The sequence below is a fragment of the Neptuniibacter sp. QD48_11 genome, from assembly GCF_047778095.1.
Classification (GTDB): domain Bacteria; phylum Pseudomonadota; class Gammaproteobacteria; order Pseudomonadales; family Balneatricaceae; genus Neptuniibacter.
Genome location: NZ_CP180551.1, coordinates 1,908,195 through 1,929,144, shown reverse-complemented (window position 1 = coordinate 1,929,144; position 20,950 = coordinate 1,908,195). Strand labels below are relative to the sequence as shown.

The window sequence follows — 20,950 nt, the reverse complement described above, 5'->3', positions numbered from 1 at the left end:
CATAGAACAAAGTTCGATGCGCCTTTTTTGTTATTTGGGATTAATTCTTAGACCAGCCAAATGGGCAGCCTTTACAGCCGTCCATATAAGTTGCTTGGAAAGTAGCATAGTGCTTTCTTACGCCTGTGAAGTCTGCATTTTCTAAAGACGCGGCATTCAACTTTGCTTCCTGTAGGTTGGCGTTTTTAAGGTTGGCACCAGTTAAAATGGCTTTTGTCATCCAGGCGATTTCTAGATTTGCAGCCTGAAGGTTAGCTTCTACAAATTTGGCGCTGCTAAGGCGAGAGAAATTCAAATTCGCTCCATGTAAGTTAGCGCGATAAAAATTTGCGCCCTGCGCGAACAGTGCCCAGCCATTTATTGCTTCAAGATTGGCATGGCTAAGGTTTGAGCCTCGAACTGTTGCATGTCTCATATCCGCGCGAGCTAGATCTGCATTGGTTAGATCAGCTTTTTCCATCTTGGTATTTTTAAGAACTGCATGGCGAAGGATAGTACCGCTTAAGTTTGCGCCAGTTAGATCAGCTCTAGATAGATCTGCATTGCTTAAATCAGTGCCTGATAAATCTGCACCTGGGCATTTAGTATCTGGAGCTATAGTACAGCCATTGATAACGAGATCATCAGCAGTGGCAAATTGGCTGGATAATAGAAACGTAAATAGTATTGTTTTTTTCATGAGTCTATCCTAAAAAGCCCGCAAGCATTGGGGGCGCTTGCGGGCTTGGGTTACATCAAGTAGTAACTATTAATGCTTAGGTAGTTTGAATACCCAGAAAGAACCGCCCTGTGATACAGGCTTAGTTAGGTCGGCCATGTCGCCACCCCATAGAGGTACGGCGCCGCCGTAACCGCTTGCTAGACCGATGTACTGCTCGCCATCTTCTTCCCAAGTGATAGGGGAGGATACGATGCCGGAGCCAGTCTGGAATTTCCAAAGCTCTTCACCTGTCTTAGCGTTGAATGCTTTGAAGTAACCGTCACCAGTACCAGTGAAAATTAGGTTGCCTTTAGTTGCAAGAACGCCAGACCATAGAGGTAGTTTCTCTTTGTGAGACCATACGATTTTGCCAGTCTTAGGGTCTACCGCACGAAGTACGCCTACGTGGTCATCGTACATTTTTCTGATACGGAAGCCTTGGCCTAGATAGGCAGCACCGCGTTTGTAGTGAACTTCTTCGGTCCAGTAGTCTTCTTTCCAGTGGTTGGCTCCGAGGTAGAATAGGCCAGTGTCTTGACTGTAAGCCATAGGGTTCCAGTTTTTGCCACCTAGAAAAGGAGGAGAAACTTCAACTGACTTACCTTTTTTCTTACCTGGCTCTGGTGGTGGTGGACGTTGGCCTTCAACTTCAACTGGACGGCCAGTCTTTGGATCAATATGTGTAGCCCAAGTGATATTATCTACAAATGGGAAGCCACGGATAAAGTCACCATTTTGACGGTCAACAACGTAGAAGAAGCCGTTACGGTCAGCGTGAGCTGTCGCTTTGATTGTCTTGCCTTTGTCTTGGTATTCGAAAAGAACAAGTTCGTTATTACCAGAGAAGTCCCAAGCATCGTTTGGAGTGTGCTGGTAGAACCACTTAACTTCACCAGTAGAAGGATCAACAGCAACCTGACCAGAAGTGTATAGGCTGTCGTAGTCAGCTGGGTTGCCGCCTGGAGAGGTACGGGCCCAACCATTCCAAGGTGCAGGGTTACCAGCACCTACGATGATAGTGTTTGTTTCAACGTCGAAGCTAGCTGACTGCCATGGTGCACCACCACCGTGGCTCCATGCTTCAACTTTGCCTGTTGGTGAGTTTGGATCATCAGGCCAAGATGGAGCTTTTGGATCACCTGTTGGAGTGCTCTTCTTGCCGTCTAGGCGACCGTAGTGGCCTTCAACGAATGGACGCATCCAGATCTCTTCACCAGTTTTAGGATCGCGAGCGAATAGTTTACCTACTACGCCGAACTCATCACCAGAAGAACCGTGGATAAGCATTGCTTTACCAGTTTTCTGATCTTTGATGATCGTAGGTGCACCAGTCATAGTGTAACCTTCAGTGTGATCAGCAAATTTCTTCTTCCAAACGCGCTTACCAGTTTTCTTGTCTAGAGCTACGATAGCTGCGTCAAGAGTACCAAAGTAAACAAGATCGCCGAAGATTGCAGCACCACGGTTAACTACGTCACAGCAAGGGCGGATGTCGTCTGGTAGACGGTAAGAATAAGACCAAATTTTCTTACCAGTTTTAGCATCTAGTGCAAACATACGAGAGTAAGAACCAGTTACATAGATGATGCCATCGTGTACTAGTGCTTGAGTTTCTTGGCCACGCTGTTTCTCATCACCAAAAGAGAAAGACCATGCAGGCGTCAGTTTCTTAACGTTTTTATCGTTAATTTCTGTCATGTCGCTCCAGCGCTGTGCTTTAGGTCCGATTCCGTAACCTAGAACGTCTTCTGGAGTGTTCGCATCATTTTTGATGTCGTCCCAAGTAACTGGTTTAGCAGTAGCGGCGCCCGCTACTAAGCTAAGACCGATTGCAGCGCAAAGCGGCTTTAAGCCTGTCATGTTTATTTTTTTTGTCATTTTTATAAACCCTAGTGTTATAGGAAAGTCATAACTTGCGATTGAAATTCGCTGATAACCATTCTCGTCTTAAGGGTGGATATGCGACAACGGCAGGATTCCCTGTTAATCAGGGGTTAAGTCCTGTTTGTGCAGGATAAAATCCCGAGAGTCTTAGGGAGAAGTCACGTACTAATAAAGAGGGACTAGTGCTCAGGTATGGATAGATGGCGTACAAAATGCTACTTAGGTTGCAATCTGGGTCGACATTCCTACCAAGGGAGTAGTTTTTGGAACCCAAAGTACAATTCTTGCTGATTTTGCACACGCAATATCATATATGCAAACAGCTGGAGTGGGTGGCTTTGGCTTAATGTAGAGATGATCGTCAGGTATCTGAACACGCAGATATCCCTCAGTCAGTATTTCATTTAACTGGGGAAGACGAGAGTATAAAAACTAAAGTGGTGAAAAAAAGATGTCTATCAACAAGAAACTTTTGAGCATGACTACAGCGGGTATGTTAGCTGCAGTTATTTCTGGCCAAACTATGGCGCACGGTGATGTAACTCCACAGGCTATCGATGTAACAGGCCTAAAAGTTCTAGGTGAAGAGTGGGTTGATTCTAACCCTTACACTGAAGATTACGAGAACCGTGAACTAGCAGTTAAAATCGGTGAGTCTGCTTACACTCAGAACTGTGCACGTTGTCACGGTCTTGATGCTATCTCCGGTGGTATCGCACCAGACCTACGTTACCTAGAGCCAGGCGTTGATGGTGACGAGTGGTACTCTTACCGTGTTCAAAACGGTGCAGTACGTGACGGTCGTGTGTACATGCCAAAAATGGCAGAGCACCTAAGCCAGGAAGCTCTATGGGCTATCCGTGCTTGGTTAGAAACTCGCGCTACGGATGAGTAAGTTAAGCGCTTCTAACGCTATAATTTTCACTTGCGCCAGCCTGCTTAGCAGCCTGGCGCAAGCTCGTTATTACGACGATGTAATTGATAGCGGGTATATCAGGGTTGGTTTTTATCGTGATTTTCCACCATATTCCTATATGGAAAACGGCAAAGCTGTTGGTGTGGATGTCGATGTCGGTAAGAAAATTGCTGAAAAGTTAGGCGTTGAGTTCCGTGAGCATTGGATCACGCCAGATGAGAACCTTGAAGATGATTTACGAAATAATGTTTGGAAAGGGCATTATCTCGACAAAGATGAAGAAAATGCATTAGCTCTGAAAACCATTGCTGATGTGATGATGCGTGTTCCGTACGATCGTGAATACAGCTATATGCAGGATTCAACAGGCGCCGTTATTAATGAAATGGTTGTCATGTTTGGCCCTTATCAGCGTGAGAGCTGGAAGGTTGTTTACGATAGCGAAAAGTTAGATAACGTTTCTACAGTGGCGGTATTCCAGTATCACCCTGTAGGTGTAGAGATTGATAGCTTACCTGCGTTTTATCTGACTTCAGCTTTTGGTGGGCGAATGCGTGATAAGACTCACCACTATGCTAATGCTCGTGAAGCGTTTAAAGGTATGGAGTCTGGTGAGGTTGATGCCGTTATGGCAATGCGCGCCGAAGTTGATTGGTTAGTCAGTAAGTCGGGCGACAAGAAATTTAAGCTAGGTGTAAATGGTTATCCAAATATGGGTAAGCAGAAGTGGGATATAGGGATGGCTGTTAAACATACCTATAGACAGCTTGGCTATGCTGTAGGTGATGTTGTCGAAGCTATGGTTCGTTCCGGTGAAATGGAACAAGTTTATAGCAAGTACGGTCTCAGTTATGAGATGCCTGCTTTTTACCAGGATGTAAAATAGCTTTATAAAGCAACGCTCGAAGAAATAGCATTCAAATAATAATAAGAGGATGCCATGTTGAAGCGAAATGTTGCAGCACTTTTGATAAGTGCTGCTATTCCAATTGCTGGTTATACAGGTCAGCAAGACCCACTAGAGTCACCTCTATGGGATCATATGCGTGCCAAGTTTATTGGCGATCAGGAATATGTGTTTGATAGTAATGTCAAAGTCACTGTGCCTGAGTTTGCTGAAGATCCTACACAGGTGCCTATTACTGTTAATGCGGAAGCGTTAGCAGGGAAGATCGATAAGATTGTTGTTTTTGCCGATCTTAATCCAATTCAGCATATCTTTACTTATTATCCCCATAAAGAGATAGTGCCTCGCCTTTCTATGCGCATTAAGGTTCAGCAGGGTACAGCGATTAGAGCTGCTGTTCTTTCTAAATCTGGTGTTTGGCATGTAGGTGGTGGTTACCTTGATGCTGCTGGTGGTGGGTGTACAACACCTAGCGCTGCAGCTGCTAATACCTACTGGCAGGACCATCTCGGTGAGATGAAAAGTAAGTTTTTCCCGAGAGAGAAGGGTGGTCGCTACAAACTAAAAGTCGTTCATCCGATGGATACCGGCTTAGTTAGTTCAATTCCTGAATTCTATATAGAGAATGTTGAGGTGCGTAATTCTGAAGGATTGCCACTTGCAAAATTAGAGTTGTCACAACCTGTCAGTGAGAATCCAGTTCTGACTTTTGATGTCAGAGATGGTTCTCAAGGTCATCGTATCTGGATGCGCGACAATGGCGGAAATGAATTCGAGAAAGCACTCTAGGAGTTGAATGATGAAGAAATTGTTATTGGCGTTGTCTGCAGCAACGGTTATTCATTCTGCTTCCGCAGCGCCGCTTTCTTATGCTTTAAAACCGCAAAAAATTGCTGATAACACTTGGTTGTTGAAGGGTAAATTAGAAGACTTTTCAAAGAGCAACGGCGGCAATATTGTAAATACCGGCTTTATCGTTACAGAAGATGGTGTCGTTGTTATCGATACTGGGCCTTCTCTTAGATACGGTAAAGCATTAAAAGAGGCTATCAAAAGTGTTACGGATAAGCCTATAAAAGTTGTTTTTAATACTCATCACCATCCGGATCACTTTTTGGGGAATCAGGCTTTTTCTGACGTAGATATTCTTTCTCTCCCGGGTACGCAGCAAGGAATAGCGCTTCATGGAAATGCTTTTGCTGAAAATATGTATCGGCTAGTTGGTGATTGGATGCGGTCGACCGAGGCTGCTACGCCAACTAAGGCTCTCGATGTTCAGTTGATGGAGCTAGGTTCGCATAGATTGCATTTGCTTCCTTTTACGGGTCATACCGGTTCAGATTTGGTTGTGCTAGATGAGAAAACTGGCGTTGTGTTTGCTTCTGATATGGTCTTCTATCAGCGAGCGTTAACCACTCCTCATACACCTGGTCTTCATCAATGGAAAAAAGAGATTCAGAAGTTAAGGGATCTTGATTATAAAATTATGGTGCCAGGTCATGGGCCGGTTGTTAAGGATGCTAGTGCTTTAGATCAAATGCTTGCCTATCTAGAATGGTTGGATCAGGTTTTAGAGCAGGCGGCAGAAGATGGATTAAGCATGACGGAAGTGATTAAACTGCCGATCCCCAAAGATTTTGATGGTATTGCATTAAGTAAGCGGGAATTTGCCAGGACTGTTGCGCACCTTTATCCCAAATATGAAGAGCAGGCTTTTTGAGTCTGCTTTTTTGTTGCAAATATTAAAAATCAAATTAAATCCTCATTATTTAGGTTTATTCCTTTCTCTGGCTAGTTAAGCGGCAATTCCTGTCTATACTCTTGTTTGTAATTTGACTAATGGTCTATTGAATAGGCCGTTAAGCTGCTGAATTTACTTAAAAATAGCGGTATTACTACCAAGGGACTAGAAAAGTACTTCCGCTGTTTAATTGTTGTATTTGCTGTAAAACAAAACAATTGCCTTCATGATTCGGGAAAATTTCCCGGCTCTCTTCTGAACGCCAAAAAAAAAATATCCGTAGAGGAAGCGTACAATGAAAAAATTCGCACTGTCTGCTCTAGTTGCAGCGATGTCTGTTGCAGGCACAGCACAGGCTGGTGTTACTGATAAAGATATCATTAACGACCAGATGACTGTTGAAGATGTTGTAACAAATGGTATGGGCCCACGTGGTCAGCGTTACAGCCCGATGACAAAAATCAACACTAAAACTGTTAAAGACATGCGTCCAGTATGGGCGTTCTCTTTCGGTGGTGAGAAACAGCGTGGTCAGGAATCACAGCCTGTAGTTAAAGATGGTGTGATGTACGTTACAGCTTCTTACTCTCGTGTATTCGCTGTTGATGCAAACACTGGTGAAGAGCTTTGGGAATACAACGCACGTCTTCCTGATGGCATCATGCCTTGCTGTGACGTAATCAACCGTGGTGTTGCTCTATACGACGACCTAGTAATCTTTGGTACTCTTGACGCTAAACTAGTAGCTCTAAACGCTAAGACTGGTAAGGTTGTTTGGAAGAAAAAAGTAGAAGACTACAAAGCTGGTTACTCAATCACTGCAGCTCCTCTAATTGCTAAAGGCAAAGTAATCACTGGTGTATCTGGTGGTGAATTCGGTATCGTTGGTAAAGTAGAAGCTTACGATGCTAAGACTGGTAAGCTTGCTTGGACTCGTCCAACAGTTGAAGGTCACATGGGTTACATCTGGAAAGATGGTAAGAAAATGGAAAACGGTATTTCCGGTGGTGAAGCAGGCAAAACTTGGCCTGGCGACCTTTGGAAATCCGGTGGTGCTGCAACTTGGTTAGGCGGTACTTACGATCCTGATGTAGACCTACTATTCTTCGGTACTGGTAACCCAGCACCATGGAACTCTCACCTACGTCCTGGTGACAACCTATTCTCATCTTCTCGTGTAGCTATCGACCCAGATACTGGTAAGATCGTATGGCACTTCCAGACTACTCCACACGATGGTTGGGATTACGACGGTGTAAACGAGCTAGTTTCTTTCGACTACAAAGCAAACGGTAAAACAGTTAAAGCAGCAGCTACTGCTGACCGTAACGGTTTCATGTACGTTCTTAACCGTGAGAATGGTGACTTCATCCGTGGTTTCCCATTCGTAGACAAGATCACTTGGGCTAAAGGTCTAGATCCAAAAACTGGTCGTCCAATCTACGATGATGCTAACCGTCCAGGTAACCCAGCAGACTCTAAAGATGGCAAGAAAGGTACATCTGTTCTAGCTATTCCATCTTTCCTAGGTGGTAAGAACTGGATGCCTGTTGCATACAGCCAAGACACTGAGTTGTTCTACGTTCCTTCTAACGAATGGGCAATGGACATCTGGAATGAGCCAACTGCATACAAAAAAGGTGCGGCTTACCTAGGTGCTGGTTTCACAATCAAGCCTATGAACGACGAGTACATCGGTGTTCTACGTGCGATGGATCCAAAAACTGGTAAAGAAGTATGGCGTCACAAGAACTACGCTCCACTATGGGGTGGTGTTCTAGCGACTAAAGGTAACCTAGTATTCTTCGGTACTCCTGAAGGTTACCTAAAAGGTCTAAACGCTAAGACTGGTAAAGTTGAATACGAATTCAACACTGGTTCTGGTATCGTAGGTTCTCCAATCACTTGGGAACAGAATGGCGAGCAGTACCTATCTGTAGTATCCGGTTGGGGTGGTGCAGTACCTCTATGGGGTGGTGAAGTAGCTAAACGTGTTAAACACCTAAACCAGGGCGGCACAGTTTGGACATTCAAACTACCTAAGTAAGTTTTTGACTTACAACTGAGTGATATTTCGATATCACTCAGCCTGTCCCAGCAAAAAAGCCAGCATTAAGCTGGCTTTTTTTGTGCTTAAAATAAAACGTGGCTAAATCAAATCTACGATGCTGTTGAAAGCAATTACTACGCGGTCTTTTTGGCCGAAATAGGGTAGGGCTGAATGCTTTAAGTAAGAAGGGAATATTACAATCTGGCCTTCTACAGGTTGGAAGTCCCAGAAGCCTTGTTCGCTTAGATAGGCTGTGCCGGCATCACCATAATGATCGGCGTTGTTTCGAGGATCATAAAAGCGATTGATACCGTTGCGAGTACCCAATTCACACTCACCGACATCTAAATAATAGATTCCACACCATGAGCAGTTTGGGTGGGAATGGATATCATGGTAACCGCCATCCTTAGTTACATGGAACCAGGATTCAATGATGGTTGCATCACACTCAGCACTTTCGGGCCAGTATGGCATATTAACCTGCGTAGCAATGACCGAGAGTAGCTCCTCAAGCATGCGTCTAAGCTCAAGGATCACCGGTTCATCAGATTCAAGAAAGCAGAGCTTGCTCTCAAATAGCTGATGCTTTGCGCTTACGGCTACTTCGCTGGCAATAGCTTTAGTTTGATTGTGAAGCTTTTGGTAGTTGTAGATGTAATTGAGAAGATCTTCTTTTAAGAACTCGTGATCAGGGTTTGTCGTAACAAACAGTGGAGAGGTCCAAGTGTTGATGGATTCAATTTCTGGGCTTTCTGAATACATGATCCGATTCCAAATTAAGAGATCGGATCATTTTAATCTTGTAGTTGTTATTTAGCTATGTAAGAAGTGCGCTCATTTGTCCTGCATCAGTTGATCGTTTTTGGGATCAGGTGTGCCTACCCAGCTAACTTCCAATTCATATGATATAGATCGCGCTAAACCGTCGAGATCAGGGAAAAGTGTCGCGCTACTGATATTCATTCGATAAAGCGCTTCCATTGCCTCTTTTCTGATTTCAGGGCTAAGGACGATCTTAGCGAGTAGTGGCTCATCGTATTCGTAGTTATTTAAGAGCTCTTCAACTGAAACATCGATTCTGCCAGGCAGCATAAAAGTACCTGCCTGGGCGACGATTCTTCGATCCATCGACCATGGTTCGCCAGGCCAGACGATCGGGTAGTTATTTGAAAGGTAATATTTGCCAAGGCTGTCAGTCGTACGAGGGTCAATTGCATCTCGTGTGAGCTCCGGTAAGCCCGGTGGTGTTGCTTTGTGCCATAGAGCAGGGGTGTTGACTGCATAAACAGCAGCAGGCGTTGTGCAAGATTGTAGGGCGAAGTAGCTTGCTACGTAGGGTGACTTGGTAAAGTCTAAAAGCCGGGTTGGTGCGCCGTGGTGTTGCATAAGGGCTAGGCAACGAAAATCATCTTTAAGTGCGCTGGTATCATTTAGGAAATAGTGAGCTTTACGTTTAAATACACGAATGGCCCTGCTTTCTCGTTCATGCCATTTGCTTTGGGGTACAAACTGCTTGAGGCGTCTAGTGAGCGAACTCTCAAGGCTCCATTCCGCGTCCCGTTGTCCACGAAATGCCCAGCCACGGAGTTCTTCTGACTCAACTAAAGCAAGAAATTCTTGCCAAGTAGATACTTGGTATAACTTCGTCATAGTTCCAGCCTCGTAATTTATTCGCCTTGAAAATCCCTTATAGCATAAGACTATAGCTAATTGATGTTTATTTATATGGGGTGCGAGCTTTAAAAATAAGATGCGTGTTCTGGAATTGTCTTTGTTAATCAGTGGGTTAGTGTCGGATCTTATGCGTGGCCTGGGCTCAATCTCTAAAAGCCCGTAGGGGTGGGGCCTCGATAACTAGTACTAAATAATTAATTTTTCAATGCCAAGGGATGATACCTGTAATTCTTGCTGGATAGCTAATATTGGTTGGTAAAGTAAATTAACTGTCAGTAGAGACGGCAGTAAGATAAATATAAAGAGGCACTTAGAAGATGATTTACGCTAAGCCGGGTACAGAAGGTTCAGTTGTTTCCTTTAAAGAACGTTATGGCAACTTCATTAACGGTGAGTGGGTAGCTCCTGTTAAAGGTGAATACTTCACCAATAACTCGCCTGTAACTGGTGAACCAATTTGTGAAATTCCTCGTTCCACTGCTGAAGATATTGAATTGGCACTGGACGCTGCTCACGCTGCACAAGAGTCTTGGGGCAAAACTTCTCCAATCGAACGTCAGAACGTTCTTCTGAAGTGTGCTGAGCTAATCGACGCTAACCTTGAGCGTTTGGCTGTATCTGAAACTTGGGACAACGGTAAAGCAGTTCGTGAAACTCTAGCTGCAGACGTTCCTCTAATGGCAGATCACTTCCGTTACTTCGCTGGCTGCATCCGTGCACAAGAAGGTTCTATCGGTGAGATCGACGAAACAACTGTTGCTTACCACTTCCACGAGCCACTAGGTGTTGTTGGTCAGATCATCCCTTGGAACTTCCCGCTACTAATGGCTGCATGGAAAATTGCTCCAGCACTAGCAGCAGGTAACTCCATCGTACTGAAGCCAGCTGAAGCGACTCCAGTATCTATCCTTATTCTTCTTGAATGCATCCAAGAAGCTCTACCAGCAGGCGTACTGAACGTTGTAAACGGTTTCGGTGGCGAAGCAGGTCAGGCTCTAGCATCTAGCACTCGTATCGCTAAGATCGCATTCACTGGTTCTACTCCAGTTGGTTCTCACATCATGAAATGTGCTGCAGAGAACATCATTCCATCTACTACAGAGCTAGGTGGTAAGTCTCCAAACATCTACTTCAACGACGTTATGGCTCAGGACGATGAGTTCGTAAGCAAAGCAGTTGAAGGTGCGGTACTAGCATTCTTCAACCAAGGTGAAGTATGTACTTGTCCTTCTCGTCTTCTAGTTCAAGAAGATATTGCTGATGAGTTCCTTGCTAAAGTTGTTGAGCGTATGGGTCAGATCAAACGTGGTAACCCACTAGATACTGAAACAATGGTTGGTGCGCAGGCTTCTCAAGAGCAGTTCGACAAGATCCTAGGTTACATCGACATTGGTCGTGACGAAGGTGCTGAAGTACTAGCGGGCGGCGGTATCGAAAAACTAGACGGTGATTTCGGTAGCGGTTACTACATCAAGCCAACTCTTCTAAAAGGTACAAACGACATGCGCGTTTTCCAAGAAGAGATCTTCGGCCCAGTAGTTTCTGTAACTACATTTAAAGATGAAGCAGAAGCACTAGCTATCGCGAACGACACTGAGTTCGGTCTAGGTGCAGGCGTATGGTCACGTGACACTAACGTTGCTTACCGCATGGGTCGTGGCATTCAGGCTGGTCGAGTATGGATGAACTGCTACCACCTATACCCAGCACACGCTGCGTTCGGCGGTTACAAGAAATCTGGTGTAGGTCGTGAGACTCACAAGATGATTCTTGAACACTACCAGCAAACTAAGAATATGTTGGTTAGCTACAGCGAAAGTCCTCTAGGCTTCTTCTAATCGGAAGTCCACGAGAGCTGGCATCTGAACATTGCTAGCTCTCAAGCAAGCTATTTCATGTAGCTTCTTGCGTTTATTGCGGCCCCTTTGAGGGCCGCTTTTTTATGTCTTAATTCTGCCTAGACTTAGGGTGTTAGTATAATTGGTACTTTAGGTCTGTCTCATTTCCCGAAACCCCTGAAATTAATTTTTAGATGTTAAGATTATTTAACACTCTGATTTAAAGGGAGGTTTTCGTGCGTAATACTTTATCTATCCTTATTTTAAGTTTTGTCTCTGTGAGTGCTTTTGCCTCTGTAAAAGACTATCAAGTAAAACGGCTCATAATGATGAAGTCTGATTGTGTCGAACAGAGCTTAGTGCGTAATGAGACCGAAAGTGGTGGTCTATTGTTTATTGCACAATGTAAAAACCTGAGTCATTACCCAGATGGCGTGAAGGTTTTGTGTGATGACTCAGAGGATGAGCGTAGCTGTAAGCTGCAAACGAAAGCTAAGTCTTATGATCATCTCCGCTTACTGCAACAGAATTAGGATTTCTTATTATGTTTGTTAAGAAGTGCTCTATATTGGCTCTTGTGTCCACTGGCTTGCTAGCAGCATCTTTATCTTCTTCTGCTTCTGCTGATGTGAATACGGCATTTGAACAATGCAGGGCTATAGTACAGCCAGATAGGCGTTTGGAGTGTTACGATAATTTAGATTTAAAAGCGCTGAGTGCAAAGAAGCCAAATTTTGCAGGTAAGCGTACAGCTAAAACGGAGATCTTTAAGATCTCTGAGCCTACCCAATTAAGGTTTCAGAGTGACGGTGCCATCTTTGTATTAGCGTTGCACGATAGTGAAGATAATATCGTTCAAAACCTCCACATAGGTGGAGGTGGTGAAGATACTTACTTGATCGAAGAAGTCGGCGAATATTATCTGCGTGTTAATGGATCTACTACATGGCGTATTTGGTTAGAAAAGCCATAATTATCGTTTAATAATCTACAAACCTTTGCTATTACCTCCAATACGATAGATTAGTAGGTCTTCATCGTCTAGTACCTTGAAGGCCGCTGTCGTCGCTGCGTTATTGGGTATCTGGAATTCATGATTAGAAAGCTTTTCGGCTTTATAAAGCTGTTCTGGAGGGTTGAGCATCAGTTCGACAAACTGTTCTGTTGACCATGTGTATGTTTTAACGGGTAGGCCATATGCTTTTGCGACTGTGAGCTCGTCGGATGAGCTACCAATTAGATCAAGGTAATAGCACTCGGTAACATGGCACATCAGCCCCATTCTTGTATCTATCAAATAGCTATCTGCGGGTAAGGTTCTTGGTATGCTGTAGCATCCACCTAAGGCAATTAAACAAAAGCCCGTGATTATCTTTTTCATTAGCCTGTCCCTTTCTGTTTTATCTTCCAATTGCTATTTTACGTATTGCTGAAGAGTATGGACCCTTTCGGTATAGATAAGTTTGGATAAATTATAGATCGTGTAATATTTATATATGCTAGAAACATAATGTACTGTTTCTTGTCCAATAATCCTGCCTGCTGCGATCTCAACATTTCCAAACCACACGTTTGGATCTAATCCCATTTTAGTCGTTAGTTTTTGCATTTTTCGTAGATTGCCAGGACCAGCGTTGTAGGCGGCTAAGCTTAAGAGAAAGCGATTGATAGGCGTGATCTCTTCAGAGGGTAAATAGTGTCGAGATAGGAAATCCATATACTTTGCACCCGCATGTATATTGTTATCTACCTTGTGTATCTCTTTGATATTCACATTTGGATCGGCTGCAGTTGAAGGCAGTAACTGCATTACTCCGACTGCGCCCTTATGGCTTTTTGTGTCCTGTTTGAGTTGGGATTCCTGATAAGCCTGTGCTGCCAATGCAAGAGGATCTAATTGGTACTTTTCTGCGTATTTTTCAAAATGAGGTAGTAAGCGAATTAAGCGGTCGCGTTCCAAATCGAGTAGGGGATTTGTTATTCGCTTAGTTGAACCTAGGTAGCGTTTGATTAAGATATTGCCGAGAAGAGAGCCTTTCTGAACGTTCGAATGGATGAATTCATTCAGGCTGTCCTGAAGAAGAGGCGTCTGTTTTCTAACTCCCCAGCCCAGACTGTTCTTTTTGCTCAAACTAATTTGTTCAGCTATCTCTAAATTGGTTAGAGCTTTAAGCCAGAGTCTGGCTTTGTAATCATCAATGATGGTGTAGTTATAAATACCCGCATTTACGATCTCTAAAATATCCTCGCTAAGTAAGGTGCTATCAGCCTCAATTATATGGATGGAATTTTCTTTAAATACGGCTTGTTTATTTAATCGATGCAGGTGCTCTGCGTAGCTGCTTCCTTTCAGAACGAGAATAGTCTTTCCTGCAAGGTCTTCTAATGAATCAATTTTTGGTGCGGTTTTGTGCCTGATAATAACTTCGGATACTTCTGAATATTTACTCTTTGTGAAATCTATTAACTTTTTTCTTTCGTTTGTCGCGGTTAGTAGCGCTGCACTGATGTCGCCTTTGCATTCGACAAGAGAGGGGATTAGTTGATCAAAGGTAACAGGAATATAGACAATCTTTGTTTTGTCTATCTCTTTCTTAATCCCTTTATTTATATGGTTTTCGTAGTTTTGTAGCAGTTCGGCTTGTAGTCCTTTGATCTTGCCGTTATGAATGAAAAAGTCGGTCTTACTATACGTGACTAAGGCTCTGATCAGCTTTCGATCTTTCATTTCATCAAGATCGCCCCAGAAAGGCTCTAGCTTATCAGTAGAAAGGATGCCTTCAGGAATCAGCTCTGTTGATGGTTGTGCTTGATGGGGAGTAGTAGAATTTGTTGGATGAGTGGTTGTGGTTTGATGAGGGGTAAGGCTTTGATTTTCGGAGCTGTCACAGCCAGTGATTAGGTATGAGCATGTGAGCAGGGAGCTGTAGAAAAGTATTTGTTTGATCAATGCTTTTGCCTCACAAGTCAATTACCTTGCCGGGGTTCATAATGTTGTTGGGATCTAAAGCCCGCTTAACAAGCTTCATGCTGTTTATCGAAGTTTCATGCTCATTAAGAAGATACTGTTTTTTACCAAAGCCGATTCCGTGTTCACCAGTACAGGTACCGCCTAGTGCTAGGGCGTTATTGACTATCCTTTCTGCGAGTGTTTTAGCGGCTTGATGTTGGTTGTGATTTTCTGGATCGAAAACAATTAATACGTGGTAGTTACCGTCACCAACATGGCCAACGATTGGGCAGGGTAAGTTACTTAACTCAGCATCTGTTTCGGCTTGTAAGATGCTTCTAGCTAGAGCTGAAATTGGAACACATACATCGGTCGTAAGTACCTTACCATTAGGAATAATCTGATGAGCCGCATTGTAAGCATTGTGTCGTGCTTGCCAAAGCCGGTTGCGATCTTCGGTGTTTTCAGCCCAAATAAATTCACTACCACCGAATTCATTGCAGATATCTTTTAGGAGCGTAATGTCTTCTTCGATCTTGGCTTTAGAGCCGTGAAACTCAATAAATAGGGTCGGTGCTGCAGCAAGTTCATTTAGCTGAGAAAACTCAATGCAAGCTTCCATTTGGGCCTTGTTAAGTAGCTCTATTCGGGCAAGGGGAATAGAGAGCTGCATAGCATTGATAACAGTATCAGTAGCATCAGCAACGGTTTTAAAGTTGCATACGGCTGAGCGAATAACTTCGGGAATAGGGTGAAGGCGAAGTTGAATCTCTGTGATAACGCCTAAGGTGCCTTCGGAGCCTACTAGCAATTGCGTTAAGTTGTAACCAGCTGAACTTTTTCGGCTACGTGTGCCTGTTTTTATAATTTCGCCTTCAGGTGTAATCACAGTTAAACCGATAACGGCATCTAGCATGGTGCCATAACGTACGGCATTAGTGCCTGAGGCTTGTGTTGCAGCCATACCGCCAATACTCGCATTAGCACCAGGATCAACTGGGAAAAATAAGCCGTCATAGCGCAAGGCTAGATTGAGCGCTTCCCTTGTTACACCTGCTTGAACGCGACAATCCATATCCGCGGCATTGATTTCTATTACCTGATCCATTTCTGATAGATCGATTGATATGCCACCGTTGACGGCGAGTAGATGGCCTTCAACAGAAGAGCCAACGCCAAAGGGAATGACTGGAATCTTATATTGATTGCAGAGCTTGACGACCTGAGCTACTTCTTCATTACTGAAAGGGTAGACAACCGCATCGGGCGCGATACAGCCATAGCTATCTTCGCCTTGACCATGCTGTTCACATACAGGTTTAGATAGGTCGATTCGATCACTAAATGTAGTGGCTAATTCAGTGATAACTTTCTTTAGATCAGCTTGAGAATAATGTTTATGCGCACGCATAGGTCATCAGCTCGTATTTTTATTGTTGTCACTACATTAAAGCAATAAATTATCAATAAGAACAAGCTATTAGGATGATAAGTATTTAGGTATGCATGCCAAATTTAGAGAGTTGGGCTTTCCTTTGCCCGGCAGCTCGTGTCCGTGAACGCTGCCTATTATTGCGTGAGATTGTTAAATTAGCGTGACAAGGTTAGTTTTTTTAACTCTTCGATAATCAGCGATCTAATGAAGGCAGTAAATTCTTCAGGTAGTTGTGCAGTGTCAACAAGGTTAATAAGACTAGTTGCGACCTCAGGTTTAAAGCGACGATCATTTCCGGCTAGTTGGTAAAAGCGATTAACCCAATGAGTGCCATTTTCAGCATCAACATCTACCATCAGCATCGCTTGGGCAAGCACTCCTTGTTTAATGTTTTTGTTGTTAGGTGGTGACAACATGATTTTTTGTGCTGTACCAGTAATCTTGAGCCCGCCTACATTGAGATTGTAACGGCCATCACAATAAGAGCCTTCTGTGCTGCCATATTCTGCATTGAGTCCGATCTGGGATAGTGCACGTTTAATAGGTTCACATAAGGCGATATAGACCAAATCTAAATCAAAAGCCTGATCTGTACGCTGCGGAAATATTATGGCTAGGTTGATAATGCCTTGTTGCAGAGGAACTGCGGTGCCGCCACTATCACGGACGATAACGGGCCAATGCTCTTGTTCAAGCTGTTGGCAGGCTTGATCAAAGTTTGGAAATCGAGTTTCCTTCCTAGTGGCAACTAGGCATTGGGTTGTTTCCCAAATGCGTGCGGTTGCTCCCCGTTTAGTTTGTGCGACCTCTTTTAATAAGGCGAAATCTTGTTCAAGAGCTTGTATAGGGTTGCAGCAGATTGGCTCATCTATGATTCGCCATCTTTTTTGTTGGGTGAAAATATCTGTAAAACTGGTTTCAGACATTAAAGCTCCGAATAAAAAATTAGGGGTTGTTCATGCATTTGATGATGCTATGATCGCCCTCAAATTTATAGCACGCTGAAGAATCTAAATGAACAAAACAATTCCAGCAGCCAATGTAGATAACTTGAGCACTTGGGTAAAGTATAAGAGTAGTCACTGCGATTCTTGCAGAGGTACTTGCTGTAGTTTGCCTGTAGAGGTTCGCTTTAGTGATTTAGTAAGAATGGGTGTAGTGGATGAGTTCGAGGCAGGTGAGCCAGCGAAGCGTTTAGCGAAGCGTTTGATGAAAGAGGGTGTGGTAGGGCACTTTAATCATAAATCAGAGATTTACACCCTATCGCGCTATGCTAATGATGATTGTATCTATCTAGATCAAAAAACGAGACTGTGTACTATCTATCTGCAACGTCCTGATACATGTAGAAATCACCCTAAGGTGGGTCCTAAGCCGGGTTTCTGTGCTTATCAGCCAAAATAGATCAGAATATGAATCGACCAATCCTATATTCATTTCGTCGTTGCCCCTATGCCATTCGAGGGCGCTTAGCCATTGCGCAATCTGGTGCTGAAGTAGAGCTCAGAGAGATCGTGCTTCGAGATAAACCCGAACATATGCTGGAAATCTCACCTAAAGGCACGGTGCCTGTATTATTGCTTCCTGATGGTACAGTGATTGATGAAAGTTTGGATATCATGTATTGGGCTTTGGCCCAGAATGATAGTGACGATTGGCTTGAAGCGGATCGTAACCAGGTAGATCAATTGATCCAGGAAAATGATAATGAGTTTAAAGGCTGGTTAGATAAGTATAAATACTCTGATCGACACCCAGAGCACTCGCAGACCTATTACCGTAACAAATGTGAGTTATGGTTGGTTCAACTAGAAGAGCTCTTAAATCAGAATAGAGGAACTCTACTAGCTGGTGGGAAATCGTTAGCTGATTATGCGCTTTTACCATTCATTAGACAGTTCGCGCATGTAGATCTTGATTGGTTTAATGCTTCAGATTATCCGCATGTGCAAAGTTGGTTATTAGATTTTAAAGAATCAGATCTCTTTCTTAGTGTTATGAAGAAATATAAACCATGGAAAGAATCACAAGAGTTAATCGTGTTTCCAGAATAGATACCCACGAGATGGACAAGGATGCTATGACCCTAAGTTATAAACGAAAAAACAAACTAAAGCCTACGACCGCTGAAGAAAAAGCTGAAAATCTTGGTCAGGCGGTATCGACATTATGCGACCCTGACAATAAAGCATGGTGTGAAGCGTGTAAGGACCTATTACTGCAAGATAAGCTAGTTGACGGGGCGTGTGCCTTTCGTAAACAAAGTACGGAAAATTAACCTCAATTGTATGCTTTAAGTAAAAGGGGAGCCAAATGGCTCCCCTTGTAGTTTTACTGTTTCTCTTTAATGAGCTGCTTTAGCTCTTCGATCTGCTTAGAAAGGTCTTCGATGGTTAAATCGCCATCTGCCAATGCTTTCTCTTTGGCTTCTTCTGCGTGCTCATTTTCCATAACATTTACAACGATACCGATAACCATGTTTAGGAAGGCAAATGTAGTTAGGAAGATGAAGGTTAAGTAGAAAATCCAACTAAATGAATACACTGCCATGGTTTCATACATAACATCCGTCCAATCTTCGAATGTCATCACCCTAAATAGAGTGAGCATCGAGATTGAGATGTCTCCCCAAAGTGTCGGGTTGATATGGGCAAAGAATGAAGCACCGATTGCTGCATAGATATAGAAGATGATGAACATCAACAGGATAACGTAACCAAGCTGCGGAAGGGCCTTAATCAGAGAGTTAAGGAGCAAGCGTAGCTCTGGCACCATAGATACCATTCGTAATACACGGAAGATACGGATCAGTCGACCGATCAGTGCCATTTCACTGTCTTGGATCGGAATTAAGCTAACGACGACGATGATTGTGTCAAAGACGTTCCAAGGGTTCTTGAAGAAGTTCTTCTTATCCGGTTCACCGATAAAGCGTACCGTTATCTCAACCAGGAAGAATAGAGTGATGCCTGTATCAAGCCAGCTTATAAACGTTAATACATGATCAGGAATGTCGTAGGTCTTTGCGCCAATAACCAAGGCAGAAAAGATAATGACTGCAACAACAAAAAATTCAAATATGCGATTGTTGCGGAGTTTAAAGAATTTGTCCTGAAGGGTTAGCGTGCTCATGGTGACCTAAACTCGAGTAAATAATTCAGCGTGAACTTTACTGTTGTTTGGCAAGGTTGAATAGATCTTTTAGTGAAAAAAATGTCGTTCTTTTATAAGTCATTAGGTCATGCTATAAGCATCATATTTATCAGGCAGTTGGATTATAAAAACAGTCCTGAAGGAGCGTTTTTAATTCAATTATCATGTGAAATACTTGCGCAAATTTTCAGTATTACACCTTAAAAAAGGAGTTAGGTGATGAGAAAGGTTGAGCAAGGATTATGGTCATTGAGATGGATTATGCTTTTGACCGTTTTTTCTGTAATGGCTGGTGCATTGTTGCTGGTGGGCTTTGTGATATATGACTTTGTTCACTTAGCGCAAGTAGCGTTCTCTGAAGGAATTGGTTTGAATGCGCGGACTGAGCTACTAATGATCCTTATAGAAATCATTGATCAGGCTTTGATGGCCGGCGTGATGTTGATGTTTAGTTTTGGTATCTACGAAATCTTTATCAGTAAGATGAATGTTGAGGGGGGGAGTAGTCAACGGCCAAAGTTGCTGGTTATTGAGAGTATTGATCAGCTCAAAGGTAAATTGGGCGCTATGGTCATCATGATGTTGATTGTTAAGTTTCTATCTTTAAGTACAGAGATGGAAATATCAGAACCGTCAGATCTTCTTATGTATGCAGCATCAGTGGCTTTACTCGGTTTAGCTTTGTTCTTAACTAATGCCAAAATGAAAGACAAGCAAGCTAAATAGAACACATTCACCAAGGTTAGGCGTTGTCCTAGCCTTGAGTATTCTCTGCTGTTGTAGGCGTTAGCACATCCTGCTTTTTGCGTCGTTGCACGAGCACGCCTTCCACACTAAATATCGCCAAAGCAATCCAGATCATTACAAACGTAATGAGCCGATTTTGGTCCATAGGTTCGTTGTAATAAAACACAGCAATAAGAAATGCGATGCTTGGCCCGATGTATTGGAATAGGCCAACCATTGTAAGACTTAATCTTCTTGCGCCTGCCGCAAACGCTATCAAAGGTAAGCTAGTTACTAGCCCTGCAGCTAGCAGTAGAATTTGTATATCTTTAGAGCCGTTTAGCAGTACAAAATTACTTTGTGAACTAAGCCAAAGCATATAAACCAAGGCCATTGGAAACAGCCATAGAGTCTCAACTAATAGGCCTGTAATTGAGTCTATCGGGATCTTCTTTCTTAAGACACTATAGATAGAAAAGCTGGTCGCTAGCGTCAGAGCTACCCAGGGTAATTCACCAATTAAAATGATTTGGTAAAGCACTGCTACAGCGGCAATGGCAACCGCGATCATTTGTAAGAAACGAAGTCTTTCCGAAAATATAAAGAATCCAAAAACTATATTTATCAATGGGTTAATAAAATAACCTAGGGTTGTTTCAACAATCCTTTGTTCGGAGACCGCCCATATAAATACTAGCCAATTAATAGAAATAACTAATGCTGATAGGCCGAGGCTGAGCAAGATTTTAGGGGAGTTTCTAAGCGTAGTAAGCTCACTCAGCTTACCTTTAAGTAAGAGGAAAAGCCCCAGAAAAACTACAGACCAAACAACTCGATGTGCTAAGACTTCGAATGCAGGTACGTCATCAACTGCTTTAAAATAAACCGGTACAAGCCCCCACATAACAAAAGCGGCGACGGCATAATAGATACCTTTTTGGTGCTCATTGGCACTCAGATTTTGCATATCAAA

The 20,950-nt window shown here is 43.2% G+C and carries 22 protein-coding genes; 12 read left to right on the top strand and 10 right to left on the bottom strand.

Annotated elements, in window-relative coordinates:
• Positions 1-40 precede the first annotated feature (40 nt).
• Positions 41-679: a pentapeptide repeat-containing protein gene (locus ACMXYU_RS08790; protein WP_415898347.1), complete on the bottom strand. Its 639-nt coding sequence runs from the start codon at positions 677-679 to the stop codon at positions 41-43.
• Positions 680-748: 69 nt separating this feature from the next.
• A complete protein-coding gene (gene exaA / locus ACMXYU_RS08785) occupies positions 749-2,578 on the bottom strand; it encodes a quinoprotein ethanol dehydrogenase (RefSeq protein ID WP_415898346.1) in 1,830 nt (609 codons plus the stop codon).
• 457 nt (positions 2,579-3,035) lie between these two features.
• On the opposite strand from exaA, the gene pedF reads away from it, so the two are divergent.
• The 5 genes from pedF (at position 3,036) to ACMXYU_RS08760 (ending at position 8,195) form a co-directional block, all read left to right on the top strand.
• The gene (pedF, locus tag ACMXYU_RS08780) at positions 3,036-3,479 is read left to right on the top strand and encodes a cytochrome c-550 PedF (protein ID WP_415888261.1); all 444 of its coding nucleotides are present in this window, start codon (positions 3,036-3,038) and stop codon (positions 3,477-3,479) included.
• Positions 3,472-4,386, top strand: coding sequence for a substrate-binding periplasmic protein (locus ACMXYU_RS08775; RefSeq protein WP_415898345.1), 915 nt, complete (start codon positions 3,472-3,474; stop codon positions 4,384-4,386). Before pedF ends, ACMXYU_RS08775 begins: the two co-directional genes overlap by 8 nt.
• Positions 4,387-4,440: 54 nt before the next feature.
• A complete protein-coding gene (locus ACMXYU_RS08770; RefSeq protein ID WP_415898344.1) occupies positions 4,441-5,196 on the top strand; it encodes a quinoprotein dehydrogenase-associated SoxYZ-like carrier in 756 nt (251 codons plus the stop codon).
• 7 nt (positions 5,197-5,203) lie between these two features.
• On the top strand, positions 5,204-6,127 hold the full coding sequence (locus tag ACMXYU_RS08765) for a quinoprotein relay system zinc metallohydrolase 1 (protein WP_415898343.1): 924 nt from the start codon (positions 5,204-5,206) through the stop codon (positions 6,125-6,127).
• A 316-nt stretch (positions 6,128-6,443) separates the two neighbouring features.
• The gene (locus tag ACMXYU_RS08760; RefSeq protein WP_415898342.1) at positions 6,444-8,195 is read left to right on the top strand and encodes a PQQ-dependent methanol/ethanol family dehydrogenase; all 1,752 of its coding nucleotides are present in this window, start codon (positions 6,444-6,446) and stop codon (positions 8,193-8,195) included.
• A 102-nt stretch (positions 8,196-8,297) separates the two neighbouring features.
• Here the strand turns inward: ACMXYU_RS08760 and ACMXYU_RS08755 are convergent, their stop codons facing one another.
• Positions 8,298-8,963: a putative 2OG-Fe(II) oxygenase gene (locus ACMXYU_RS08755; protein WP_415898341.1), complete on the bottom strand. Its 666-nt coding sequence runs from the start codon at positions 8,961-8,963 to the stop codon at positions 8,298-8,300.
• 72 nt (positions 8,964-9,035) lie between these two features.
• Positions 9,036-9,851: an FRG domain-containing protein gene (locus ACMXYU_RS08750; RefSeq protein ID WP_415898340.1), complete on the bottom strand. Its 816-nt coding sequence runs from the start codon at positions 9,849-9,851 to the stop codon at positions 9,036-9,038.
• A gap of 341 nt (positions 9,852-10,192) precedes the next feature.
• Here ACMXYU_RS08750 and ACMXYU_RS08745 point away from each other — a divergent pair, with 341 nt between their 5' ends.
• The 3 genes from ACMXYU_RS08745 (at position 10,193) to ACMXYU_RS08735 (ending at position 12,686) form a co-directional block, all read left to right on the top strand.
• Positions 10,193-11,713 carry an aldehyde dehydrogenase family protein gene (locus ACMXYU_RS08745; RefSeq protein ID WP_415898339.1) on the top strand — a complete coding sequence of 507 codons (1,521 nt, stop codon included), beginning with the start codon at positions 10,193-10,195 and terminating at the stop codon, positions 11,711-11,713.
• A 236-nt stretch (positions 11,714-11,949) separates the two neighbouring features.
• Positions 11,950-12,246 (top strand): hypothetical protein, encoded by a 297-nt coding sequence (locus ACMXYU_RS08740; protein WP_415898338.1) that lies wholly within the window; start codon positions 11,950-11,952, stop codon positions 12,244-12,246.
• Positions 12,247-12,257: 11 nt separating this feature from the next.
• A complete protein-coding gene (locus tag ACMXYU_RS08735; protein WP_415898337.1) occupies positions 12,258-12,686 on the top strand; it encodes a hypothetical protein in 429 nt (142 codons plus the stop codon).
• Positions 12,687-12,701: 15 nt separating this feature from the next.
• On the opposite strand, the gene ACMXYU_RS08730 is transcribed toward ACMXYU_RS08735, so the two are convergent.
• From ACMXYU_RS08730 to ACMXYU_RS08715, 4 genes are all read right to left on the bottom strand, one after another.
• Positions 12,702-13,094: a hypothetical protein gene (locus tag ACMXYU_RS08730; RefSeq protein WP_415898336.1), complete on the bottom strand. Its 393-nt coding sequence runs from the start codon at positions 13,092-13,094 to the stop codon at positions 12,702-12,704.
• A gap of 33 nt (positions 13,095-13,127) precedes the next feature.
• Entirely contained in the window at positions 13,128-14,663 is a 1,536-nt protein-coding gene (locus ACMXYU_RS08725) for a transglycosylase SLT domain-containing protein (protein WP_415898335.1), read from the bottom strand.
• Between the two features lie 10 nt (positions 14,664-14,673).
• A complete protein-coding gene (locus tag ACMXYU_RS08720) occupies positions 14,674-16,074 on the bottom strand; it encodes an FAD-binding oxidoreductase (protein ID WP_415898334.1) in 1,401 nt (466 codons plus the stop codon).
• Between the two features lie 179 nt (positions 16,075-16,253).
• On the bottom strand, positions 16,254-17,024 hold the full coding sequence (locus tag ACMXYU_RS08715) for a biotin/lipoate A/B protein ligase family protein (RefSeq protein WP_415898333.1): 771 nt from the start codon (positions 17,022-17,024) through the stop codon (positions 16,254-16,256).
• 88 nt (positions 17,025-17,112) lie between these two features.
• On the opposite strand from ACMXYU_RS08715, the gene ACMXYU_RS08710 reads away from it, so the two are divergent.
• Genes ACMXYU_RS08710 through ACMXYU_RS08700 form a run of 3 tightly spaced genes read left to right on the top strand, consistent with a single transcriptional unit; the run spans position 17,113 to position 18,376 of the window.
• A complete protein-coding gene (locus ACMXYU_RS08710) occupies positions 17,113-17,502 on the top strand; it encodes a YkgJ family cysteine cluster protein (RefSeq protein ID WP_415881348.1) in 390 nt (129 codons plus the stop codon).
• 8 nt (positions 17,503-17,510) lie between these two features.
• The gene (locus ACMXYU_RS08705) at positions 17,511-18,152 is read left to right on the top strand and encodes a glutathione S-transferase (protein WP_415898332.1); all 642 of its coding nucleotides are present in this window, start codon (positions 17,511-17,513) and stop codon (positions 18,150-18,152) included.
• Positions 18,153-18,178: 26 nt separating this feature from the next.
• A complete protein-coding gene (locus tag ACMXYU_RS08700; RefSeq protein WP_415898330.1) occupies positions 18,179-18,376 on the top strand; it encodes a hypothetical protein in 198 nt (65 codons plus the stop codon).
• 53 nt (positions 18,377-18,429) lie between these two features.
• On the opposite strand, the gene ACMXYU_RS08695 is transcribed toward ACMXYU_RS08700, so the two are convergent.
• Positions 18,430-19,230, bottom strand: coding sequence for an ion transporter (locus ACMXYU_RS08695; RefSeq protein ID WP_415898329.1), 801 nt, complete (start codon positions 19,228-19,230; stop codon positions 18,430-18,432).
• Between the two features lie 240 nt (positions 19,231-19,470).
• Here ACMXYU_RS08695 and ACMXYU_RS08690 point away from each other — a divergent pair, with 240 nt between their 5' ends.
• Positions 19,471-19,977 (top strand): YqhA family protein, encoded by a 507-nt coding sequence (locus ACMXYU_RS08690; protein WP_415898327.1) that lies wholly within the window; start codon positions 19,471-19,473, stop codon positions 19,975-19,977.
• A gap of 28 nt (positions 19,978-20,005) precedes the next feature.
• Here the strand turns inward: ACMXYU_RS08690 and rarD are convergent, their stop codons facing one another.
• Positions 20,006-20,944 (bottom strand): EamA family transporter RarD, encoded by a 939-nt coding sequence (gene rarD, locus ACMXYU_RS08685; protein ID WP_415898326.1) that lies wholly within the window; start codon positions 20,942-20,944, stop codon positions 20,006-20,008.
• Positions 20,945-20,950 lie beyond the last annotated feature (6 nt).

Coding starts and splice junctions, on each gene's coding strand:
- ACMXYU_RS08765 (WP_415898343.1), top strand. CDS start 5,204: ATGATGAAGAAATTGTTATTGGCGTTGTCTGCAGCAACGGTTATTCAT.
- pedF (WP_415888261.1), top strand. CDS start 3,036: ATGTCTATCAACAAGAAACTTTTGAGCATGACTACAGCGGGTATGTTA.
- ACMXYU_RS08690 (WP_415898327.1), top strand. CDS start 19,471: ATGAGAAAGGTTGAGCAAGGATTATGGTCATTGAGATGGATTATGCTT.
- ACMXYU_RS08730 (WP_415898336.1), bottom strand. CDS start 13,094: ATGAAAAAGATAATCACGGGCTTTTGTTTAATTGCCTTAGGTGGATGC.
- ACMXYU_RS08695 (WP_415898329.1), bottom strand. CDS start 19,230: ATGAGCACGCTAACCCTTCAGGACAAATTCTTTAAACTCCGCAACAAT.
- ACMXYU_RS08770 (WP_415898344.1), top strand. CDS start 4,441: ATGTTGAAGCGAAATGTTGCAGCACTTTTGATAAGTGCTGCTATTCCA.
- ACMXYU_RS08710 (WP_415881348.1), top strand. CDS start 17,113: ATGAACAAAACAATTCCAGCAGCCAATGTAGATAACTTGAGCACTTGG.
- ACMXYU_RS08700 (WP_415898330.1), top strand. CDS start 18,179: ATGACCCTAAGTTATAAACGAAAAAACAAACTAAAGCCTACGACCGCT.
- ACMXYU_RS08760 (WP_415898342.1), top strand. CDS start 6,444: ATGAAAAAATTCGCACTGTCTGCTCTAGTTGCAGCGATGTCTGTTGCA.
- ACMXYU_RS08775 (WP_415898345.1), top strand. CDS start 3,472: ATGAGTAAGTTAAGCGCTTCTAACGCTATAATTTTCACTTGCGCCAGC.
- ACMXYU_RS08735 (WP_415898337.1), top strand. CDS start 12,258: ATGTTTGTTAAGAAGTGCTCTATATTGGCTCTTGTGTCCACTGGCTTG.
- ACMXYU_RS08790 (WP_415898347.1), bottom strand. CDS start 679: ATGAAAAAAACAATACTATTTACGTTTCTATTATCCAGCCAATTTGCC.
- ACMXYU_RS08745 (WP_415898339.1), top strand. CDS start 10,193: ATGATTTACGCTAAGCCGGGTACAGAAGGTTCAGTTGTTTCCTTTAAA.
- ACMXYU_RS08755 (WP_415898341.1), bottom strand. CDS start 8,963: ATGTATTCAGAAAGCCCAGAAATTGAATCCATCAACACTTGGACCTCT.
- ACMXYU_RS08715 (WP_415898333.1), bottom strand. CDS start 17,024: ATGTCTGAAACCAGTTTTACAGATATTTTCACCCAACAAAAAAGATGG.
- ACMXYU_RS08705 (WP_415898332.1), top strand. CDS start 17,511: ATGAATCGACCAATCCTATATTCATTTCGTCGTTGCCCCTATGCCATT.
- rarD (WP_415898326.1), bottom strand. CDS start 20,944: ATGCAAAATCTGAGTGCCAATGAGCACCAAAAAGGTATCTATTATGCC.
- ACMXYU_RS08750 (WP_415898340.1), bottom strand. CDS start 9,851: ATGACGAAGTTATACCAAGTATCTACTTGGCAAGAATTTCTTGCTTTA.
- exaA (WP_415898346.1), bottom strand. CDS start 2,578: ATGACAAAAAAAATAAACATGACAGGCTTAAAGCCGCTTTGCGCTGCA.
- ACMXYU_RS08720 (WP_415898334.1), bottom strand. CDS start 16,074: ATGCGTGCGCATAAACATTATTCTCAAGCTGATCTAAAGAAAGTTATC.